The 18,811-nt window shown below is 55.4% G+C and carries 19 protein-coding genes; 7 read left to right on the top strand and 12 right to left on the bottom strand.

What is annotated here, in order from left to right; all coding sequences use genetic code 11:
• Window positions 1–169 precede the first annotated feature (169 nt).
• Genes FD744_RS20010 through FD744_RS20035 form a run of 6 tightly spaced genes read left to right on the top strand, consistent with a single transcriptional unit; the run spans window position 170 to window position 5,892 of the window.
• Window positions 170–1,636, top strand: coding sequence for a hypothetical protein (locus tag FD744_RS20010; RefSeq protein WP_160869101.1), 1,467 nt, complete (start codon window positions 170–172; stop codon window positions 1,634–1,636).
• Window positions 1,637–1,653: 17 nt separating this feature from the next.
• Window positions 1,654–2,931 (top strand): acetyl-CoA carboxylase biotin carboxylase subunit family protein, encoded by a 1,278-nt coding sequence (locus FD744_RS20015; protein ID WP_097118437.1) that lies wholly within the window; start codon window positions 1,654–1,656, stop codon window positions 2,929–2,931.
• The gene (locus FD744_RS20020) at window positions 2,919–3,629 is read left to right on the top strand and encodes a class II glutamine amidotransferase (RefSeq protein ID WP_160869102.1); all 711 of its coding nucleotides are present in this window, start codon (window positions 2,919–2,921) and stop codon (window positions 3,627–3,629) included. Before FD744_RS20015 ends, FD744_RS20020 begins: the two co-directional genes overlap by 13 nt.
• Window positions 3,630–3,634: 5 nt before the next feature.
• Entirely contained in the window at window positions 3,635–4,435 is an 801-nt protein-coding gene (locus FD744_RS20025) for a 2OG-Fe(II) oxygenase (RefSeq protein ID WP_097118435.1), read from the top strand.
• A 27-nt stretch (window positions 4,436–4,462) separates the two neighbouring features.
• Entirely contained in the window at window positions 4,463–4,963 is a 501-nt protein-coding gene (locus FD744_RS20030; RefSeq protein ID WP_160833310.1) for a YbaK/EbsC family protein, read from the top strand.
• 23 nt (window positions 4,964–4,986) lie between these two features.
• Window positions 4,987–5,892, top strand: a complete 906-nt coding sequence (locus FD744_RS20035; protein WP_160869103.1) for an EamA family transporter — start codon at window positions 4,987–4,989, stop codon at window positions 5,890–5,892.
• A gap of 56 nt (window positions 5,893–5,948) precedes the next feature.
• Here the strand turns inward: FD744_RS20035 and ibpA are convergent, their stop codons facing one another.
• The gene (gene ibpA, locus FD744_RS20040) at window positions 5,949–6,365 is read right to left on the bottom strand and encodes a small heat shock chaperone IbpA (RefSeq protein ID WP_034830093.1); all 417 of its coding nucleotides are present in this window, start codon (window positions 6,363–6,365) and stop codon (window positions 5,949–5,951) included.
• A 277-nt stretch (window positions 6,366–6,642) separates the two neighbouring features.
• Here ibpA and FD744_RS20045 point away from each other — a divergent pair, with 277 nt between their 5' ends.
• Window positions 6,643–6,990, top strand: coding sequence for a YceK/YidQ family lipoprotein (locus tag FD744_RS20045; RefSeq protein ID WP_034829992.1), 348 nt, complete (start codon window positions 6,643–6,645; stop codon window positions 6,988–6,990).
• Here FD744_RS20045 and FD744_RS20050 read toward each other — a convergent pair.
• The 11 genes from FD744_RS20050 to FD744_RS20100 all read right to left on the bottom strand — a co-directional run bounded on the left by FD744_RS20050 (window position 6,968) and on the right by FD744_RS20100 (window position 18,778).
• Complete coding sequence (locus FD744_RS20050) at window positions 6,968–8,230, bottom strand: DUF3748 domain-containing protein (RefSeq protein WP_160869104.1); 1,263 nt, start codon at window positions 8,228–8,230, stop codon at window positions 6,968–6,970. The two genes, FD744_RS20045 and FD744_RS20050, sit on opposite strands and share 23 nt — an antisense overlap.
• 272 nt (window positions 8,231–8,502) lie before the next feature.
• Window positions 8,503–9,795 (bottom strand): MFS transporter, encoded by a 1,293-nt coding sequence (locus FD744_RS20055; RefSeq protein WP_034829994.1) that lies wholly within the window; start codon window positions 9,793–9,795, stop codon window positions 8,503–8,505.
• Between the two features lie 297 nt (window positions 9,796–10,092).
• Window positions 10,093–11,241: a galactonate dehydratase gene (gene dgoD / locus FD744_RS20060; RefSeq protein ID WP_160869105.1), complete on the bottom strand. Its 1,149-nt coding sequence runs from the start codon at window positions 11,239–11,241 to the stop codon at window positions 10,093–10,095.
• Window positions 11,238–11,855, bottom strand: a complete 618-nt coding sequence (locus FD744_RS20065) for a 2-dehydro-3-deoxy-6-phosphogalactonate aldolase (RefSeq protein WP_045833469.1) — start codon at window positions 11,853–11,855, stop codon at window positions 11,238–11,240. Before FD744_RS20065 ends, dgoD begins: the two co-directional genes overlap by 4 nt.
• Entirely contained in the window at window positions 11,839–12,714 is an 876-nt protein-coding gene (locus FD744_RS20070; RefSeq protein WP_160869106.1) for a 2-dehydro-3-deoxygalactonokinase, read from the bottom strand. The genes FD744_RS20065 and FD744_RS20070 overlap by 17 nt, the downstream gene beginning before the upstream one ends.
• Complete coding sequence (locus FD744_RS20075) at window positions 12,711–13,409, bottom strand: FadR/GntR family transcriptional regulator (RefSeq protein WP_034829999.1); 699 nt, start codon at window positions 13,407–13,409, stop codon at window positions 12,711–12,713. The genes FD744_RS20070 and FD744_RS20075 overlap by 4 nt, the downstream gene beginning before the upstream one ends.
• A 453-nt stretch (window positions 13,410–13,862) precedes the next feature.
• On the bottom strand, window positions 13,863–14,672 hold the full coding sequence (gene yidA, locus FD744_RS20080) for a sugar-phosphatase (protein ID WP_034830000.1): 810 nt from the start codon (window positions 14,670–14,672) through the stop codon (window positions 13,863–13,865).
• Window positions 14,673–14,760: 88 nt separating this feature from the next.
• The gene (locus FD744_RS20085) at window positions 14,761–16,050 is read right to left on the bottom strand and encodes an MFS transporter (protein ID WP_058961707.1); all 1,290 of its coding nucleotides are present in this window, start codon (window positions 16,048–16,050) and stop codon (window positions 14,761–14,763) included.
• The gene (locus FD744_RS20090; RefSeq protein ID WP_160869107.1) at window positions 16,047–16,541 is read right to left on the bottom strand and encodes a YhcH/YjgK/YiaL family protein; all 495 of its coding nucleotides are present in this window, start codon (window positions 16,539–16,541) and stop codon (window positions 16,047–16,049) included. The genes FD744_RS20085 and FD744_RS20090 overlap by 4 nt, the downstream gene beginning before the upstream one ends.
• A gap of 72 nt (window positions 16,542–16,613) precedes the next feature.
• Entirely contained in the window at window positions 16,614–17,537 is a 924-nt protein-coding gene (locus FD744_RS20095; protein ID WP_160869108.1) for a dihydrodipicolinate synthase family protein, read from the bottom strand.
• A gap of 44 nt (window positions 17,538–17,581) precedes the next feature.
• On the bottom strand, window positions 17,582–18,778 hold the full coding sequence (locus FD744_RS20100; RefSeq protein WP_160869109.1) for a PfkB family carbohydrate kinase: 1,197 nt from the start codon (window positions 18,776–18,778) through the stop codon (window positions 17,582–17,584).
• Window positions 18,779–18,811 lie beyond the last annotated feature (33 nt).

Consider the following 18,811-nt stretch of genomic DNA (forward strand, 5'->3'; position numbering starts at 1 on the left):
TATCGTGCTGATCTGTGCGTATCCATCAGATTACATTCAAAGTACTTTAGGCTGCATCTGTTAATTCAGCCTCAGACATTCATTCCGTTGCAACTTCGTGGCCCCTTTTCCTGCCCGTTGCCGCCAGCACGGTAACGGCGATTTTATTAGCCAAAGGATGAAGTGAAAAATGAATAATCTGTCCACCATGATGAGAGAAATTGAAGGTTATCTCACGCCCGCGATTATCGATTCTGCTCAACGCTGTTCTCAACGCTTACTTGCCGCCCTTCCCGATAGCGACAATCCCGCTAACAATCGCGTGCTACTCGCCTATGGCGGCGGTAAAGACAGCAGCTATATGGTGGCGTATGTGCGCTACATTCAGGGGCTGATCTGGCAGCAGCAGGGCAGCACTTTTCAGCTACGCATCAGCACTAACCGCCACGCGGCGATGAACGACAGCGTGATGGAGAATATCGACCGTGTGTACCGCGCATTGCAGATCCACAACGATGATTTTACCGAATGCCTGGTGACTGATGGCTTGCAAATCCGCCACTTCGAACGTCATCTGCCGATGCCCGACAGCGTGCGCCAGCAGAATCGCAACGATGTGCTGATGAATGGCCATCGCTTTCGTGCCGATGCGCGCTCCACTTTCTGTAACGCCTGCAACCTCAGCATGGTGAACTCGTTTGGCCTTGCCGCGCACTACGAGGGCGGCGTGGATGTGATCATCACCGGTGATTCGCCGCAGGAGCAGACCGCTTACCTCGCCTGGGCACGCCATCTTTCACGCCTGTTTGAGGCGCCTGTCGCCGACAAATCGCGCGGCTTTAGCGGCTTTCTGCAAACCCTTGATGGCGTGGCAGAACGCTATTTCGCCGACATTTACGGCGCCGATCAGGTTACCCCGGCCCATCGCATCACCTGGCAGCTGGCACGCGATCCGCTGTTCTTCAACATCTATCAGGACACCGCCTATGAAGCGGGTGCGCACTGGTCGCTACTCACCGAGTTCATGCACTTCCGCTTTGATGAGCTGATGTTCAGCTTCTCTGAATCGGACTGCGGCAACCCGACGTTAATGGCACATATTCGCGGTCTGCGAGCGGAGACGCTGATGCAGCGTAGCTACGCCGAAGGCATTCGCGAATATGTGCGCTTTGCGCTCGGCCTGATGGAGAAGAAAGATTTCCCGCCGCAACTGATTGTGGAAATGGCGGCGCGTTATCAGGACGATGCGGCGATTGAACGTGCTCGCCAGCGTGCAGCGCAGTTTGCCGAACAGGCGTTTGGCCTCAACGAAACCCAGCTGGTGTGCATGATCTATTCGCCGTTTATCGCGCAGGGCCAGCAGCTCAATGTCTGGCTACAACAGCTCGATCAGGCACCTGATGAACAGGCGGTGCGGGTGCTGCTATGCGGCGATAGCGATGATTTGCTGCTGGCACAGCAGCTTGAGCAGCTCTCCGGCCTGACGATTGCACAGATGCGCCAGTGCTGGCGCAGTGCACAGGTCAATACGCTGCTGGATGGCACGCGCGGCGATGCGCTTTCACGCGTGCTGCGTTTCGATCCGCACAAAGCAGTGATTCAGGTCAACAACGGTGCCTTGCAAGACATCGTCACTGAAGTGATCTCCGGGCGATAACCCGGTAAGGCGACGCGATGAGAAAGATTTTCCTGCAGATTGGTGCCACGCGTGACGGGCAAAATCCGTACTGTGCGGTGGCAAAACGTGAGGGCTATTTTACCGTGCTGGCGGAGATGGGAGACTTTGTCGACTATCAAAGCTTAAGCATTCAGCTGCCGTTCGATCTGATTGTGCGTCTCGATCGCCCGGAAAATCCGTGGGATGTGTTACAAGCCTGTCTGCGCGCGGGCTTACTGGAACATCCTCAGGTGGTGCTGGCAGGCTTTGAAGCCTACAACGCCAGCGCCGGTCGCGTACGCGAACTGCTGGCCGGGCCGGATGCCGGACCTTGCTTTATTCCGCCGGATAAGTACGCACAGCGCATGGCCTTGCGTAAAGCCTGGCCACGCTTTCCACAGCCGGAGTTTCGCTTCTTTGCCTCACCGCTGAGCATTCGTGACGCGCGTGATGCACTGCTGTATCCCTGCGTGATCAAACCGGTAGATGGCGGCGGCGGATTAGGGATCTGGCTGGTGGAAGAGGCCAGCCAGCTCGATGCGGTGATCGGCAAGCTGGTGGAGACCATGAACTACGGCGGGCGCGGCTTTAGCGGCTTTATTGTCGAAAGCTGGCTGCCGGGCGACGAATATTCACTACAAGGTGTGGTGGATAACGGACACGCGGTGGCGCTGACCTGCTGTCAGAAGGTGATCGAGCACCACATCGATGCAGAAGGCTGTATCAGCTTTTACGAATCCGGCCATGTGGCGATGGCTGCACAACAGCTGCCTGCTGCCTTTGCCAGTTTGATGAGCTTTTGCTGTGAGACCTTTGGCTATCGCCAGGGCGCCTTCCACATTGATTTCATTATGGTGAACGGTGAACCGCACTTCCTTGAAATGGGTTTCCGTTTGTCAGGCATGGGCGTGGTGAATCTGGTCGAAGAAGTTACCGGCATTAACTGGGCGGAGGTGGCGTTTCAGATTGAAGCCGGACGGGGTTTGCCAGTGCTGCACTTCCCTAAGCAAGCCCAGGCCATTGGTCGCCTGCGCCTGCGTCAGCGCCTGCAGTACGACGCTGCGGAACGCTGGATCGCCCAACATCAGCGCGGTCAACTATTGCCACCGCTCAATCTGCCCGCGCTGGCCGTCTCGCCGCGATCCTCGCTCTACGCCGATCTCACCCGCCATGCGGGTATCCTCGCCACCTTCCGTCTTGCCGCAGACAGCCGTGACGATGTGTTAGCGGTGTTCCAGCAGATTCTCGACGTTCCGTCCTTAGCCCCCCGGAGAGATCTTCTATGTGCAGAATGATTCTGGCAAGCGGCCAGTTTGATGCGGCAGCGGTACTGGACGCCGCACGCGCCATGAGCTGTGGCGAAACCGCCACGCATGACGGCCCGATCAAACAGCACCCGAATGGCTGGGGCTGTTTGTGGCTGGATCAGGGAAAGATTCGCACCCTGCATGGCACTGGCACCTTTGCTGATGCGCTGCCTGGTATTGATGTTGATGCATTGCGTCATAGTCGTTTTCTGGCGGTACATGTCCGCCACGCCACGCTGAGCAAAAATCACGGCATCGAGTTTTCCCATCCGCTGTGGCGTACCAGCGGCGCGACACAGTGGTACATGATGCACAACGGCTTTTTACCCACGGTCTATGCGCAACTGGGCATGGCGGAATCGCGCTTTGACTCCGCCGAATACCTTGAATATATCGTCGACCAGGTGACGCCTGCCGATTTTACCCGTGACTACCTGCGCAGCAAGATGGCGCGCGTGGCACCGGGTGGCAGTGCGGCTAATGCGATTTTTGTCACCCGGGATAAAGCCTGGGCGTGGCAGTGGCATCCCGATGACACCCCTTATCCTGACTATTTCACGTTGCATCATTATCAAAATAACAGCACCACTTTTATCTCTTCTGAACCTATTGCTGCACTGGGCACGGCGTCTGACTGGCGTCGCATGAACAACCATGAACTTCATGAATTTCCACTTGGGGAGTGATCAGCATGGCCATTTTCAATCAGATACGCGTTATCCATCCAAAAATGTTCGTCGAAAGCACCTGGCTGGATGACATCGTGACCGCGCGCGTGCCGCTGTTGGTGCTGCGCAATTTCCTGACGCCTGAAGTGCGCGAAGCGGTGGTGGACGATCTGCAACAGTGCCGCGATCAGGTGCGCGTCTCGCGCTATCCAAATGGCGCACTGACCACGCTCGGCCCCTATCTGGCTAAACACACTCGCGCACCCGAAAATTACTTCACCGAGCTGCGCGACATCCAGCCTGCACTGCCAGCGTCACTGCACTGCCTGCGCGATCAGGTTTACAACTGGGTGAAGCACTCATTGCGTCTGGAGAGTCTGCACACTGCCCGCGAGCCGGAGTTGGGCGATTATGCGGGTTCGATTGTGCGCTTTCATGCCAATGGCGTCGCCAATCCACTGCATAACGACAACATCGTACGCGATGCCGCAGGCAGTGGTTTGGCCGTCACCCACATCCTGCATCAACTGAGCTGTGTGGTCTGTTTGCAGGAGTGTCACGCGGGCGGGGAACTGCGGATATTCAACAAGAAGTGGCATCCGGTGGATGAGCGCTTCAAAACGCCGGGTGAACTCGGCTATCAGACTGGCGTGATTGAGCAAAGCGAGGCGTGTGAGTTCTCCCCACGCAGCGGTGACATCTATCTGTTTAATCCTGCGTTTTATCACGAGATTGATCGCGTGGAAGGCGACACGCGCATCACCATGGGCTTTTTCTTTGGCCTGACCGACAAAAAAATGAAGCACGCCATTGCCTGGAGTTAATACCGGGCCTTCGACGAGGAGATGAAGATGAATACCTATGAAAAAATCACCGCCCTGCTGGATCAACACCACGCAGACTATCGCGTGGTGGAGCATGAGGCCATCGGTCAGACCGATGTGATCAGCGGCATTCGCGGCAACGATCTCAATCAGGCGGCCAAAGCGATGGTGCTGGAAGTGACGATGCCTGACGGTGCCGATGCGCGTTACCTGCTGGCGATAGTGCCGGGCGACTGCAAGATCAACTTCAAAAGTGCCGCACGTGCCATTGGTGGCAAGAAGTCGAGCTTTGCCGCGCCAGAGAAAGCACAGGAACTGACGCAGTGTGTGATGGGCGCGGTGCCGCCCTTTAGTTTTGATGACCGACTGGCGTTGCGCGTCGATGCGCGCCTGCGTGATGTCGGCACGCTGTGGTTTAACGCCGGCGCGCTGGAGCGTTCCATGGCGCTGAATGTGGATGATTTTTTTCGTGTTATCGGCGATGACTGTTGTGCAGACATTGCCACTCCGATGACGGCGACTGCCTGAAACGGCTGTAGTAAGGAACGAGTATGTCAGTAAAAGATATGATGTTAGCCCTGTGCGTAGTGGTGGCGTGGGGCGTGAATTTTGTGGTGATCAAACTGGGTCTGCACGATATGCCGCCGTTTCTGCTGGCGGGATTGCGTTTTGCACTGGTGGCGTTCCCGGCGATCTTCTTTGTGAAGCGGCCGCAGATCCCTTTGCGCTGGCTGATCGTGTACGGCATGACTATCAGCTTTGGTCAGTTCGCTTTCCTGTTTCTGGCGATCAAACTCGGCATGCCAGCAGGACTGGCCTCACTGGTGTTACAGGCGCAGGCGTTCTTTACGCTGCTGCTGGGGGCTTTATTGCTGGCGGAAAAACTGCGCTGGAACCACATCGCCGGGATTTTGGTGGCGACACTTGGCATGTTTATGCTGGCAACGGCGGGCATGCAGGGGCAAACCACTGCCGGGATTACGCTCACTACCATGATGCTGACGCTGGCGGCGGCGCTGTCATGGGGACTGGGCAATATCACCAACAAGATCATTTTGCGTAATCGTAAGGTGCCGGTGATGTCGCTGGTGGTGTGGAGTGCGCTGGTGCCGGTAGTGCCCTTTTTCGTCTGCTCATGGTGGTTCGATGGCGAGGCAGCGATCGTCACCAGCCTGCTGAATATCTCGTTGCAGACGGTGCTGGCGCTGATTTACCTCGCGTTTATAGCCACTATTGTCGGCTACGCGATCTGGGGCAATTTGCTCGGACGCTATGAGACCTGGCGCGTGGCGCCGCTGTCACTGCTGGTGCCCGTGGTGGGCATTCTTAGCGCTGCGCTGGTACTCGACGAAACCCTGTCAGCGCAGGAAATTCTCGGTGCGTCAGTGATTATTCTCGGCCTGCTGGTGAACGTGTTCGGCGGGATGGTGAGCCAGCGATTATGGGTGCGCACCTGATCCGCAGAAACAAAAACGCCGCATTTCTGCGGCGTTTTCTTCTCAACACAATATCCTTAATTCAGGATTTCAATGCGACGCGGTTTCGCTTCTTCAGGAACGATGCGTTCCAGATCGATGCTCAGCAGGCCCAGTTCGAGACGCGCATCGCGCACCACGATGTGATCGGCCAGCTGGAATTTGCGCTCAAAGTTACGTTCGGCGATACCCTGATACAGGTATTTGCGCTCCGGTTGCTCTTCGGGGTGCGCACCGCGAATAATCAGCACATTGTCGTGTGAGGTAATATCTAACTCGCTCTGGGCAAAGCCCGCAACGGCAATGGTGATGCGATAGTGGTTTTCATCCACCAGCTCAACGTTGTACGGAGGATAGCCACCATTGGCCTGGTTCTGATTGGACTCAAGCAGACTAAACAGACGGTCGAAACCAATAGCAGAACGATAAAGCGGAGTGAGATCAAAGTTACGCATAAAAAGACTCCTGAAAATCAGCAAGTTTTGGCAACCTTCCACCATGGACAGGTTGTGCGGCCCGCTGCTGTCCCTGTCGGCAACAGCAACGCGACCGTGCAGTAAAAATGGGTGCGCTTTGATCGCTTTCAAGGGCAATGCGTATTTTTTTACAGCAATTTTGACGAAATAGCATACACTCAGAAATTCTTCGCCTGCATTGCATGACATCGCCACAGAGCTTTGCTGCAGCAGGAGACACACTCCAGCCAGAAGTGATGGCTGTAGGGATGATGAAATGAAAATGATGAAAAGCTTTCCGCTCACCGGCCTGCTGGTCTGCGGCGTTTTGACTACTTCGGGTTGCTCCAGCGTCATGTCTCACACTGGCGCCAGCCAGGGTTATTATCCCGGCACTCGCGCCAGCGCAGATATGATTGCCGATGACAATACCAGTTGGGCGATAAAGCCGCTGGCGGTGATCGATCTGCCCTTCTCCGCCGTACTGGATACGATTCTGTTGCCGTGGGATTACTTCCGCACTGACAAAGATTCGGCGCATGACCGTGTGCTGCAAAGCGAAAAATTGGCTGGCACTGACGCCAGCCTGGCGACTGCCGCCGCTATGCCATCGACGTCGCACTGACGCAGAACAGCTGGCGCCAGCCCTCAATTTCCCGCATATAAGCGATCTGTTTGCCGTCCGGTGACCACACTACCGCATCACCGGAAGGCGGCTGCTCGCTGCGTTTGGTTAAGCGCGTGACGTGCCCGGTCGTCACATCACAGCGCATCACGCTGTTATCGCAAATAAAAGCGATTGCCTCGCCTGACGGCTGCCAGCTGAATGCCGACTGAATAGTGCTGCTGAGCCGCGTGATTTGACACGGTGAACCACCGTTAGGCGACACACGCCACAGCTGTACAACGCCCTGCTCATCCGCCATCAGGAAGGCGATGGTGCTGCCGTCCGGCGACGCGCGCAGCCAGTGACGTGGCTGCAATGCTAACCCTTTACTGTGCGTGATGCGGCGCTGCTGCACACCGGCAGGCGGTGCAGGCAGTTTATCCGCCGTGCCCTGTAACGGTGATGCACCGGGTTTGGCGTAATCACTCAGCGCCTCGGGCAAATCCACCACAAACACTTCCGGCACTTTATCGCCGTTGGCAGCACGCGTATCACCGATAAACGCCAGCGCCCAACGCTGCCAGCTGCCATCTGGTTTTTGATATCCGCGCTCGCCAATCCAGCCCTCTTCATAAGCGCGGTCAATCTGATCGCTGCCCGGCTGGGGATCGCGCGTGGTTTGGCTCACCAGCACGCAGTAATGGCTGCCATCGTATTCACGGGGATGCTGTTTCGGTGGACACACCGGATGCAGCGGCACAGCCACGCCGACATTACGCAAATCCTCACGCGCATCTTTCTCATGCATCACATGGTCGTTATACGTAAAGCTGAGGCGCGATCCGTCTGGACTGAATACATGCACATGCGAGCCGCCGCGCAATGCGCCGGGCGTATAAGGTGCGGTAATGTCACAGGCATCGAGATTTTCCGCATTGCCCTGCTGCACAATGACGCCGCGACGATGATGGAAATCGTAATGCCAGTGTGCATCGGGATGCTCCGGGCCATGGATACATACATAGCGCGGCGGCAGATCCGGGCTGACGGTCACCACGCCGACATGCGCACCGTCGCGTGCCTGATACAGCACCTCGACCGCACCGCTCGCGACGTTGACGCGTTCGATGGTCAGACTGGTAAAGGACGCGCCCGACGGACGAACATCAAACGCCAGCCACTGGCTGTCTGCGGTCCAGACGTTGATATTGGTGAGCTGATGATGACGCTGTGCAAAGGTGAGTTGTTTTTCTGACATGAGGCAACCTTACATCCAACAGTTGCCGAACAAAGTACGCGATTATGGGGTGAGGTGCAGCAGTCACAGCGCAATAATTTGCGAACAGTTGGCGCAATTCAATACGAATCGATCACGTCAGGAATGAGTGATAGATTGCGCGATAAATCATGAACAGATTGCGCAATGAATGGCTGACAGATTGCGTGATAAATCGTGAACAGACACGCAATGAATGGCGCCGCTACGCATCGCAGGGCGTTGTAGCGGTGCCATTTATCGCACGTTATCGATCACCCAACCCGCTTCACATCCCCAACCAGCAGGATATAGGAGAGCGCACCGACCAAGGCCACGGCGGAGATATACACCAGCGCCGGGGCAAAGCCGTAATCCTGTGCCAGATAGCCCACCACCAGCGGTACCGTGATGCCGCCCAATCCACCGATAAAGTTAAACATTCCACCGGTTAAACCGATCAGGCGAACCGGCGCCAGCGACGACACCAGCGACCAGGTAATAGAGGCGAAGCCGTTGCCGAAGAACGCGATGGCCATCAGCGTCATAATCCACACCGGATCGTTGGTGTAGTTGGCACCCATGATGCAGGTAGAGATCAGCAATCCACAGATAATCGGCGTTTTACGCGCAAAACCAAGGGAACGCCCGCTGCGCACCAGACGATCGGCCACGATGCCAGAAAGAATCACACCAAAGAAGGCGGCGAGGAACGGCACGGTGGTCATAAAGCCTGCTGTCAGCGCGGAGATGTGTTTTTCCTGCGTCAGATAGTTCGGGAACCAGGTCAGGAAGAACCACAGCGTAGAGGTAACAGCGAACTGCCCAAGGTAAACGCCGCACAGCTTGCGATGGAACACCAGTTTCCAGTCGGCGGCGGTGAGTTTGGTGCGCGTTTTTTTCGCCGCGGGAGCATCGCCGTCCACCATCGCCCCCCCTTCACGGATATAGTCCAGTTCCGCCTGGTTGATGCCTTTGCTCTGGCTTGGGGCTTGATAGAACTTGATCCACACCAGCGACCAGATGATGCCGATGCCGCCTGTGATGATGAACACCCAGTGCCAGCTCAACAGTTCCTGAATCCAGATCAGCAACGGTGTGAGAAAAGCGAGACCGACAAACTGACCCGAGGTATAAAAGCCCACGGCAGAGGCACGCTCCTGCTCCGGGAACCAGCTGGTGACCAGACGATTGTTGGTCGGGAACGCAGGCGCTTCAAAGATGCCGGTGATGGCACGCAAGCCAATCAGCGATAATAATCCGCTGGCAAAACCCTGGAATAACGTGGCGACCGACCAGCCGAAGATGGCAATAAAATAGGTCAGGCGGGAACCGACGCGATCGAGGAACCAGCCGCCGGGAATCTGGCACAGCGTATATAACCAGGCAAAGGCAGAGAAGACATATCCCATCTCCGCTTTACTGATGCCGAACTCTTCCTGGATATGCGCAGAGGCCACCGCTAAATTAGCGCGGTCGACATAGCAAATCACTACCGTAATAAAGATCATCAGCAGCGTAATGTAACGACGCCGGGTGGGTTTGGCCTGAACAGCAGAGAGATCCATGGTGTGTCTCCGTAATCATATTTGTAGTTCAGGCGTGACGATGCCCGCCGCTACAAATGCAGGGTAAGGATAGTGAAGGTAAAACCGCACAGGCGGTAAATGTCATTTGCCGGGAAAAAGGCTGAGCGAGGCCCTATGCCTTATTTCACCGGCATATCTTTATCTAAAAGATTTTATAAATTCTTATACCCTAAATAATTCGACGTGCAGAATGGTGGCATGGGAATACACTCCCAAGAGCTTACTTAAGGTGAGTAAGCATAGCCAGCGCATCTGTCGCTTAAATTATGACGAGTATTACCACTCAGCGACGGTTCCGTCTGGGAAACGCCATAATGGATTACGCCAGTCTGGTGCATTCTTACTTCTTTCAATCACCAGCTCTTCGTTAATTTCCACGCCGAGACCCAGTTTATTCAGTGGATAGAAGTGACCATCATCCATTTTGAAATCATCTTTATTGATGACGTAATCCAGCAGTTCAGCGCCCTGATTATAGTGAATGCCCATGCTCTGCTCCTGGAACACCGCGTTGCGTGACACGAAATCGACATGCAGGCAGGCAGCCAGCGCGATTGGGCCGAGCGGACAGTGTGGTGCCAGCGCTACATCGTAAGACTCCGCCATCGCGGCAATTTTGTAGCACTCGGTGATACCGCCCGCATGCGACAGATCCGGTTGCAGAATCGCCAGGCCACCCGCTTCCAGCACGCGTTTGAACTCGAAGCGCGAGAACATACGTTCGCCTGCCGCAATCGGAATATGGGTTTGTGCCGCCAGACGCGGATAATATTCCGCCTGCTCCGCCAGCACTGGCTCTTCAATAAACAGCGGACGATACGGCTCCAGCTCTTTGATCAGCACTTTCGCCATTGGCGCACTGACGCGACCGTGGAAATCGAGGCCGAACTCAATCTCTTTGCCAAAGGCTTCACGAATCTGTGCCACGGTATTCACCGCTGCATCCACTTTGCGCGAGTTGTCGATAATGCCCATCTCTTCGCATCCATTCAGCTTGAAGGTGTCGAAGCCAATCTTGCGCAGTTTCTTGATGCCGTCGACCACTTCTTCCGGACGATCGCCGCCCACCCAGCTGTAGGCCTTGATGCTGTCACGCACCAGACCACCAAGCAGCTGATACACCGGCACACCCAGCGCTTTACCTTTGATATCCCACAATGCCTGATCGATACCGGCGATGGCGCTCATCAAAATCGGACCACCGCGATAGAATCCACCGCGATACATCACCTGCCACAAATCGTTGATGCGTGCCGGGTCCTGACCAATCAGATATTCCGACAGCTCATGCACAGCCGCTTCGACGCTGCGCGCGCGCCCTTCAATCACCGGTTCGCCCCAGCCAACGATGCCTTCGTCGGTTTCGATTTTCAGGAACATCCAGCGCGGCGGCAGGCGATAAGTGGTCAGTTTGGTAATTTTCATCGTACAGCATCCTTATAAGCAGCAATAAATGCGCGAGCTTTCTCCACAGTGCGCGACAGCGGCTGGCCAGCGCGATAGAGATCGCTGCCCAAACCTGCGCCAATGCAGCCCGCGGCCAAAAATTCATGCAGGTTTTCTGGCGTCACGCCGCCCACCGCAAACACCGGCACTTCCGGCGGCAGCACCGCTTTCAAGGCCTTGATGTAGCCCGGACCAAACGCCGACGATGGGAAGATTTTCAGCGCCTGGGCGCCCGCTTGCAGTGCAGTGAAGGCTTCGGTGGCGGTGGCGCAACCCGCTGCAACAATCATCCCTTTCGCCACGGCCTGACGGATGACTGCCGCATCGGTATTCGGCGTCACCACCAGCTTGCTGTTAAGCGTGGCCAGTTCATCGACCTGCGCCGGATGCAACACGGTGCCCGCACCGATCAGCGCTTTATCGCCGAAAGTCTGCACCATCGCGCCGATGCTTTTGGCCCATTCCGGGGAATTCAGCGGGATCTCAATGGCATCGAAACCCGCTTCAATTAGGGCACCCACGTGCGCTTCGGCCTCGTCTGGCGTGATGCCACGCAGGATGGCGATCAATGGCAATTTAGTGTGCCAAGTCATCTGCAATACTCCTTATTCCATGCTGGAACGCGCGGTCGCCTTCCAGGGTGACTGAATCCATGCCGATAAATTGCAGCGCCTGCTGATAACGCTGCGCCAGCGCATTTCCAGCAATAATGATGATCGGTTGGCGGCGATCCGCGTGTTCCGTCATCAGCGCCACTTCATGACCAATCAGCAGGCCGGATAGGAAATCGCTGATATGGCGGCGATCGCGTGCGCCCAATACATGAGAAGCACGCACTTCAAACAGCCTGGAAAGGATCGATGCGTCGTGGCTGCCGACCGCTAAGCCCTCACGGAAAGCGGCGGCATTCTCTTCCTGTTCGGGTAAACCCGCACCGATTAGCGACTGTTTCAGCAGCAGATGATGCAGTTCACCCGTCATCACCGTGCGAAAGTCCTGCACACGCTGCTGCTCCGCCTGCACCCATTTGGCATGCGTGCCAGGCATCACATACTGCATAGCGGGTTGCAGCGCGAAGGCACCCAGCAACTGTGTCTCTTCACCGCGCATCACGTTGTAGTTGTCAGCACGTTCGACGCTCAATCCCGGCACGATCCACGCTTTATCTTCAACGCGGGTCAGGCGGCTGCTGAGTTGGTCCAACGCCACAGGACAGGCCAGATAAGGCACCGTAAGCCAGCCTGCATTGCTACCGACCATGCCCGCCATCACCACCGGCACATCATTCACTGGCCAGCCGTCTGTCACACTGGCAAAGACCTCTGCAGGCGTGCGTCCGCCAAGACGCGTGACGCCCGCTTCTGACCGGCGCTCATCAACGCAGTTACCCTGCTGATAATGCCAGGCACGCAGATTGGTTGAACCCCAATCAATCGCGATATAGCTGGTCACATAATCTCCTTGAGTCGGGCGGTGGAGCTGGCGATCATCGCTTTTGCCGCCTGCTCCGCCGCATCACCATCCTGATGTCGGATGGCATCAAACAGCGCCTTGTGTTCGGCTAAGGTGCGCGGCATGTTGCCGGAATCCGCCATGTAGGTTTTCGCAAACACCGCTTTCTGTAACTGGCTGATCGCCACATTAAGCTGCTGCAATACCGGATTGTGCACCGAAGCCAGCACCGCTTCGTGGTAGCGGATATCCGCCTCATTGAATGCTTCCCGATCGAGATGATGGGCAACCATGTCGTTATAAGCCTGCTCAATCGCCGCCAAATCGTTGGAGGTCGCGCGTTCCGCCGACCAGCGCGCAATCTGCGGCTCCACCAGCACGCGCACTTCACTCATGGCGGCAATCAGCCTGGGATCTTGATCGTGCGCCAGTGCCCATTGCAGGACATCGCTGTCGAGGTAATTCCACTGATTGCGCGGGGTGACAAAGGCCCCACGATAACGCTTCATCTCCATCAACCGCTTTGCCATCAGCGAGCGAAATACTTCGCGGATGATGTTTCGCGAGGTGCCAAACCGTTCACACAACTCTGCTTCGGCTGGCAACGCGGCGCCCGGCACATACTTCCCTGCTACAATTTCTTCACCCAGCGTCAGGATGATGCGCTCGGTTTTGCTTAATTGTTCTTGCGTCATGATGTTCCATTCAGTGAAAGACGGTAGCCCATCAGATTACTGCTTTCGACGCGTGAAAACTAACAGACACCTCACGTCACGACGCAGATTGTAGTACTAACCAAGCAAGTTGTACTACAATCTGGATCACATAATAGACAATTCATCGACGCATAAATGTGCACCCGATTAAATCGAGCTGAGTGTGAGTTGGGGCATCACTTATGACGGATCAGTGTGCCCCAGGCAGAAACTTAGAAGCTCGCTCGTTGGGTGATCATTCATGGTGAAGCAATGCGCTCCGGGTGGAAACGGGACTGATCGTTCGCGGGTTCATCATTTATGAAGTATGAATAGCTGCTTCACGGAAACCGTAACGATCATTCGTCGTGTCGGCATTGATGGCGACCGATGGACATTTGCAGAATGAATTCAGAGAGGCGGACAGCAGCACGCTGCCCGCAAAAGAAAGGATTACAGCACCAGCTCTTCAATGGCATGCGCGACGCCATCTTCCATATTGGTTTTGGTCACGAACTGCGCAATGTTTTTGACTGAATCAATGGCATTACCCATCGCCACGCCGGTTCCCGCGTACTCAATCATCGCCAGGTCGTTTTCCTGATCGCCAATCGCCATCACTTCCGACTGCTGCAGGCCGAGTTTGTCCGCCAGCATTTTCACGCCGTAGCCTTTGTTGACCAGTGGATTGAGAATTTCGAGGTAGTACGGCGCACTTTTCAGGATGGTGTAGCTGTCACGGGCACGCGCAGGCAGGCCAGCAATCGCTTTATCCAGCAAATGTGGCTTGTCGATCATCATCAGTTTCGGGAAGCGAGTAGCCGGGTCCATCTCTTCTACCGCGCGGTAGCGAACCGGAATGCCGGTCAGGCTGGCTTCATGGATGGTGTATTCGCTAATGTCTTTATTTGGCGTGTAGAGGAAAGATTTGTCGAATGCCTGGAAATGCACGCCGAGGTCGCGCGCCAGCTGTTCCAGATAAAGATAGTCATCAAAGCTCAGCGTTTTTTCTGCCACCACATCGCCGCTATCCGCGCTGTGCACCAGCGCACCGTTGTTACTGATGCAATACTGGCCGGGCTGCTGCATATCGAGTTCCATCAGATAGCGCTCAATGCCGACCAACGGACGACCGGTCGCCAGCACAATGGAAACGCCTTTATCACGCGCACGACCAATCGCCGATTTCACCGCCGCCGTCACTTCGTGCTGCGGGTTGAGCAGCGTGCCGTCCATATCGATCGCAATCAATTTTATCGCCATAACATCCTCGGTTAAGTCAGAGTTTGTTTAATGCTAGCGCGATTCAGCTCACATTGACCAGTTAATCGGCAACGGACGGCACTTCAGGCTATTTTGCGGTCAGCGGCTTGCGGACAAACAAGCCATAGCTCAGCGCACCCAGCATCAGCAAGCCCGCTCCCAGCAAGAACACGTTGGTAAATTTTCCGGTAGTATCCAGGATGATGCCCGTGACAATGGGTGCCATTGCTGCGCCGAGGAAGCCACCAAAGTTCTGAATCGCACCCAATGAGGCAACCTGAGATTTTGGTGCAATATCACTGGCCAGCGTCCAAAGTGCCCCTTGTGGCATCTGCGAACAGAAGTAGCCCATGGCCAGCAGGCCGATTGCCAGCGGCGTACTATCCACGAAGGGGATCGGTGCCACGAAGCAGGCGGCCAATGCTGCGCCAGTCACAATCGGAACTTTACGCGCGGTGATGGCCCGCACACCGCGACGCACTAATCGATCGGACAGCATACCGCCCACCAGCACGCCTAAAATGCCGGCGAAGAATGGAATAGAGGCGATCCAACCAGTGGCTTTAAGACTGAAACCCAGGGATTTTTCCAGATAGCCGGGCAGCCAGGTGAGATAGACCCAAATAGTGAACATGATGGAGAAGTTGCCGATCACCATAAACCAGGTGGTGCTATGGCGGAACAGTGCGCCCCAACTGGCTTGTGCCTTCTCTTCTGGTGCAGCGACACTTCGCTGCCCGGCATGCAGCAAAGCATCTTCACGCGCTTCTGGATCACGATAAAACTTCCACCACGCCAGCAGTAATGGGATCCCCATTAAGCCAATGGCGACAAACATGCCGCGCCAGCCGAATGTCAGCAACAGTACGGTCAGAATCGGAGGGGCAATCGCATTTGCGATTTGCGAACCGGTATTGATGATCGCCGTGGGTAAGCCTCGCTCGTTATCACCAAACCAGCGATGGGTGATCTTAATGCCCGAAGTGAAAAACGGCGATTCGGCGATCCCTAACATCATGCGTAAGCCATAGAAGAAGCTGTAGCTGTTCACAAACGCCGCCAGCACAGTAAACGTGGACCATAAGCCAAGCGCCCATGAAAACATTTTCTTCGGGCCAAACTTATCCACCAGCCAGCCAGCGGGTAAATTCGCCAGCGCATAAGGCCAGAGGAACGCGGAAAGTAACAAGCCCATTTCCGTTTGAGAGAAACCAAATTCAGCGGCAATGGTGGTGTTGGCAATGCTCAGGTTGGCGCGATCAAGATAGTTAACCACCGCTGCCAACAACAGAAGGAGGACGATGCCCCAGCGCAGTTTACCTATGGTTGTCGGCTGGGTAATGGTCGCATCAGATAAGGTATGCGCAGAAGGTTTCATGACGCCTCCTGCGGTGCAGTAAACAGGTCGAGATGGATTTTAATCACTGCTTTGCGAATGCGCTGTACTTCGGGCGCGGCACAGCATGGGCGATGCACATCGTGCGGGAAAAACAGCGCGAATTGGCCAGTCGTTAAAGTAATCATCGATTCATTGATGGTGTCCTGATAAAACACCACATCTCGTTCATTGCGCAAATCTTCAGTAATGACATGCTGCGGATGCGCACGCGCCACGCCGATATTTTCACGTCCTTCCAGTAAATATTGAATATCAACATAGTTAAAGTGCGACTCCGCACGGCGCGCACTCGCCGGCTCGGTCTCCATTTCCTGCACCAGACAGAACATCTGGTTGTTGGGCAGTAAATCGTATTTCCCTGCTTCCAGCTGGCTGAAATCGGTATCCGCAATCCAGCGAATAGCCTGGTCAACTATGGGATGAAAAGCGTGGCGCTCGCGCGTCCAGTCCAGTCGATCGCATACAATCATGATGTCTTCCCGTGTCGTTATCGTTAGAGGGTTTAGGTACAGCGGGAGGATAAGCATCCTCCCCGAGAGGTGTTATTTGGCTACACGTGGCTGCCACAACGCACTGCCATCACGGATTTGATCGAGCAGCACGCTCAATCCCCAGAATTTTTCCAGCACGTTGTCTTTGTTTACGCGGCAGTGCTCACTGGAGAACGTGCCCAGTCGCTGGTGATAAATCTTGGCGTTTTTTGGATAGCCGAGCGTTTCAGTCACAGCGCTGAGCGACAGGAACAGCGACAGTTCATGGGCCTTTTCCGGCTGCTGTGCGCCATGATGATAAAGCCAGTGATATAAGCCCGGATGGAAGTTGGTGAACACACCGCTGAAACCTTTGGATCCCGCTTGCATTGCCGGCCAGGCAATCGCGGCATTCGCATTGATAATGGCCAGTGGCGTGCCCTGAGCCAGTTTGACGCGGCGCTCAACAGTTGGCAGATCGCAGCTCACATCTTTCAGCACCACAAAACGGCCACTATTGGCGCAGAAACTGAACTCTTCATCACTCAACAGTCGACGATATGGCGCCGGGCACTCATAAAGCCCCAATGGCATGTCTGCGGGTAACGATTCCAACAGATGATTGAGATGGGTATAGAATGCTTCGCTGCCCTGATTTTGAGGATCGAGGTGGTTGGTCACCAGGACCAAAGCATCAATCCCGGTATTGGCCATAGCCTGCAGCTCTTTAGTTTGCTCTGCCAGATCATCACTGATATGGCCTGAGGCGATAACGGGCACACGGCCTTCTACTTTCTGTACCACAAAGCGAGCCAGTTCTACTCGCTCCTCAAGGCTGAGATACTGCATCTCACTCGACTGGCACACCGCGAATAGCGCATCCACGCCCTCTTTTAAGTACCAGCTAATTAGCTTTTCCAGGCCGGGATAATCAATCTGGTTATCTGGGGTAAACGGGGTCAGCATGACCGGTACAATGCCTTCAATCTTTTTCATCATCTCTCCTGCCAGCGAAAGGCCGCTGTGATTAGTTATCTGGTTTATCGTTGTTGAAGTCGGGTCAGCACCTGCTGACGATCGGGCATGTTGCTTGCCCCTTCTCGTTCAACAGCGAGCGAAGCAAAAGCAGAGGCCCAGGTCGCCGCTTGCAGCAAGCTTTGGCCCTGAGCGAGTGCCGCCGCCAACGCGCCGTTGAAGGCATCGCCCGCGCCCGTGGTATCCACGCTGAGCGCAGGAAATGCCGGAATATGGTGAAATTGTTGGTTATCAAACAGCAGTGCACCGCGCGATCCCATGGTGATGATCACCCTCCGCGCGCCCAGTGCGACAATGGCCTGAGCAGCCGCGCGTGCGCTGGGGACATCATGGATTTCAATGCCAGACAGACGCGAAGCTTCGGTTTCATTCGGCGTGAGTACATCAATCATCGGCAGGCAGCTCACCACGTCAGGGGAAAATGGCGCAGGGTTCATAATGACGCGCACGCCCATGGTGTGTGCGAGACGGATGGCGCTGCGGGTAGCTTCAAAGTTGTTTTCCAACTGCAGTAGCATCACATCCGCATCGGTTAATTCATGCGTGAGTTCAGCAATCTCTTCGTCGGTAATGGTTTTGTTGGCACCCGAATAGATGGCAATCATGTTCTCGCCATTTTCTTGCGAGACATAAATGATGGCGCTGCCCGTGGGTTCGGTATCGGTCTGATAGAGACGAAAGGAGTGAATGTCGGAAGCGGAGAGATGATCGAACGCAAACTGGCTGAATTGATCGGTACCGACTTTGGCCACAAAATGGACGCGCGTACCCGCACAGCTAGCGGCCATCGCCTGATTGGCGCCTTTACCGCCAGGCCCCAGCGTGCTGCCTAACGCCATCAGTGATTCGCCACTTTGCGGAAACTGCGCCACTTTCGCCACGATATCGACGTTAAAAGCACCAAGAATGCAGACTTTCCCCTGCTTACCGGATGACTTTATCTGGCCTTTACGTGACTGCAGGCGTTGTAGCAACACCTCAAAGTTGCCGCTTTCGCTGATGAGCTTTTCCTGCAAATTGCGGCGTAACGCAATCGCTCCACCATAGCAGCGCTGCGCTAAGCCCTGCTGTGCCAGTGCACTGAGATCGGTACGAATGGTTTCTCGTGTCACGCCTAACTGGCTTGCCAATCCATTAACCGTGACCCGTTCGTGCTCATCCAGCCATTGCAAAATCTGGCTACGTCGTTCTTCCAAAAACATGCGTTTCCCTCCGTTTCGCTCGCAAGCGTAAGG

It is taken from the genome of Pantoea sp. Taur (assembly GCF_009830025.1).
Classification (GTDB): Bacteria; Pseudomonadota; Gammaproteobacteria; order Enterobacterales; family Enterobacteriaceae; genus Pantoea; species Pantoea communis.

Bases quoted from the DNA above. Each gene is read 5' to 3' on its own strand.
- FD744_RS20095 (WP_160869108.1), bottom strand. From the start codon at position 17,537: ATGAAAAAGATTGAAGGCATTGTACCGGTCATGCTGACCCCGTTTACC.
- FD744_RS20055 (WP_034829994.1), bottom strand. From the start codon at position 9,795: ATGGATCTCTCTGCTGTTCAGGCCAAACCCACCCGGCGTCGTTACATT.
- FD744_RS20085 (WP_058961707.1), bottom strand. From the start codon at position 16,050: ATGAAACCTTCTGCGCATACCTTATCTGATGCGACCATTACCCAGCCG.
- FD744_RS20065 (WP_045833469.1), bottom strand. From the start codon at position 11,855: ATGACTTGGCACACTAAATTGCCATTGATCGCCATCCTGCGTGGCATC.
- FD744_RS20035 (WP_160869103.1), top strand. From the start codon at position 4,987: ATGTCAGTAAAAGATATGATGTTAGCCCTGTGCGTAGTGGTGGCGTGG.
- FD744_RS20075 (WP_034829999.1), bottom strand. From the start codon at position 13,409: ATGACGCAAGAACAATTAAGCAAAACCGAGCGCATCATCCTGACGCTG.
- ibpA (WP_034830093.1), bottom strand. From the start codon at position 6,365: ATGCGTAACTTTGATCTCACTCCGCTTTATCGTTCTGCTATTGGTTTC.
- FD744_RS20025 (WP_097118435.1), top strand. From the start codon at position 3,635: ATGGCCATTTTCAATCAGATACGCGTTATCCATCCAAAAATGTTCGTC.
- dgoD (WP_160869105.1), bottom strand. From the start codon at position 11,241: ATGAAAATTACCAAACTGACCACTTATCGCCTGCCGCCGCGCTGGATG.
- FD744_RS20015 (WP_097118437.1), top strand. From the start codon at position 1,654: ATGAGAAAGATTTTCCTGCAGATTGGTGCCACGCGTGACGGGCAAAAT.
- yidA (WP_034830000.1), bottom strand. From the start codon at position 14,672: ATGGCGATAAAATTGATTGCGATCGATATGGACGGCACGCTGCTCAAC.
- FD744_RS20100 (WP_160869109.1), bottom strand. From the start codon at position 18,778: ATGTTTTTGGAAGAACGACGTAGCCAGATTTTGCAATGGCTGGATGAG.
- FD744_RS20045 (WP_034829992.1), top strand. From the start codon at position 6,643: ATGAAAATGATGAAAAGCTTTCCGCTCACCGGCCTGCTGGTCTGCGGC.
- FD744_RS20050 (WP_160869104.1), bottom strand. From the start codon at position 8,230: ATGTCAGAAAAACAACTCACCTTTGCACAGCGTCATCATCAGCTCACC.
- FD744_RS20090 (WP_160869107.1), bottom strand. From the start codon at position 16,541: ATGATTGTATGCGATCGACTGGACTGGACGCGCGAGCGCCACGCTTTT.
- FD744_RS20010 (WP_160869101.1), top strand. From the start codon at position 170: ATGAATAATCTGTCCACCATGATGAGAGAAATTGAAGGTTATCTCACG.
- FD744_RS20030 (WP_160833310.1), top strand. From the start codon at position 4,463: ATGAATACCTATGAAAAAATCACCGCCCTGCTGGATCAACACCACGCA.
- FD744_RS20020 (WP_160869102.1), top strand. From the start codon at position 2,919: ATGTGCAGAATGATTCTGGCAAGCGGCCAGTTTGATGCGGCAGCGGTA.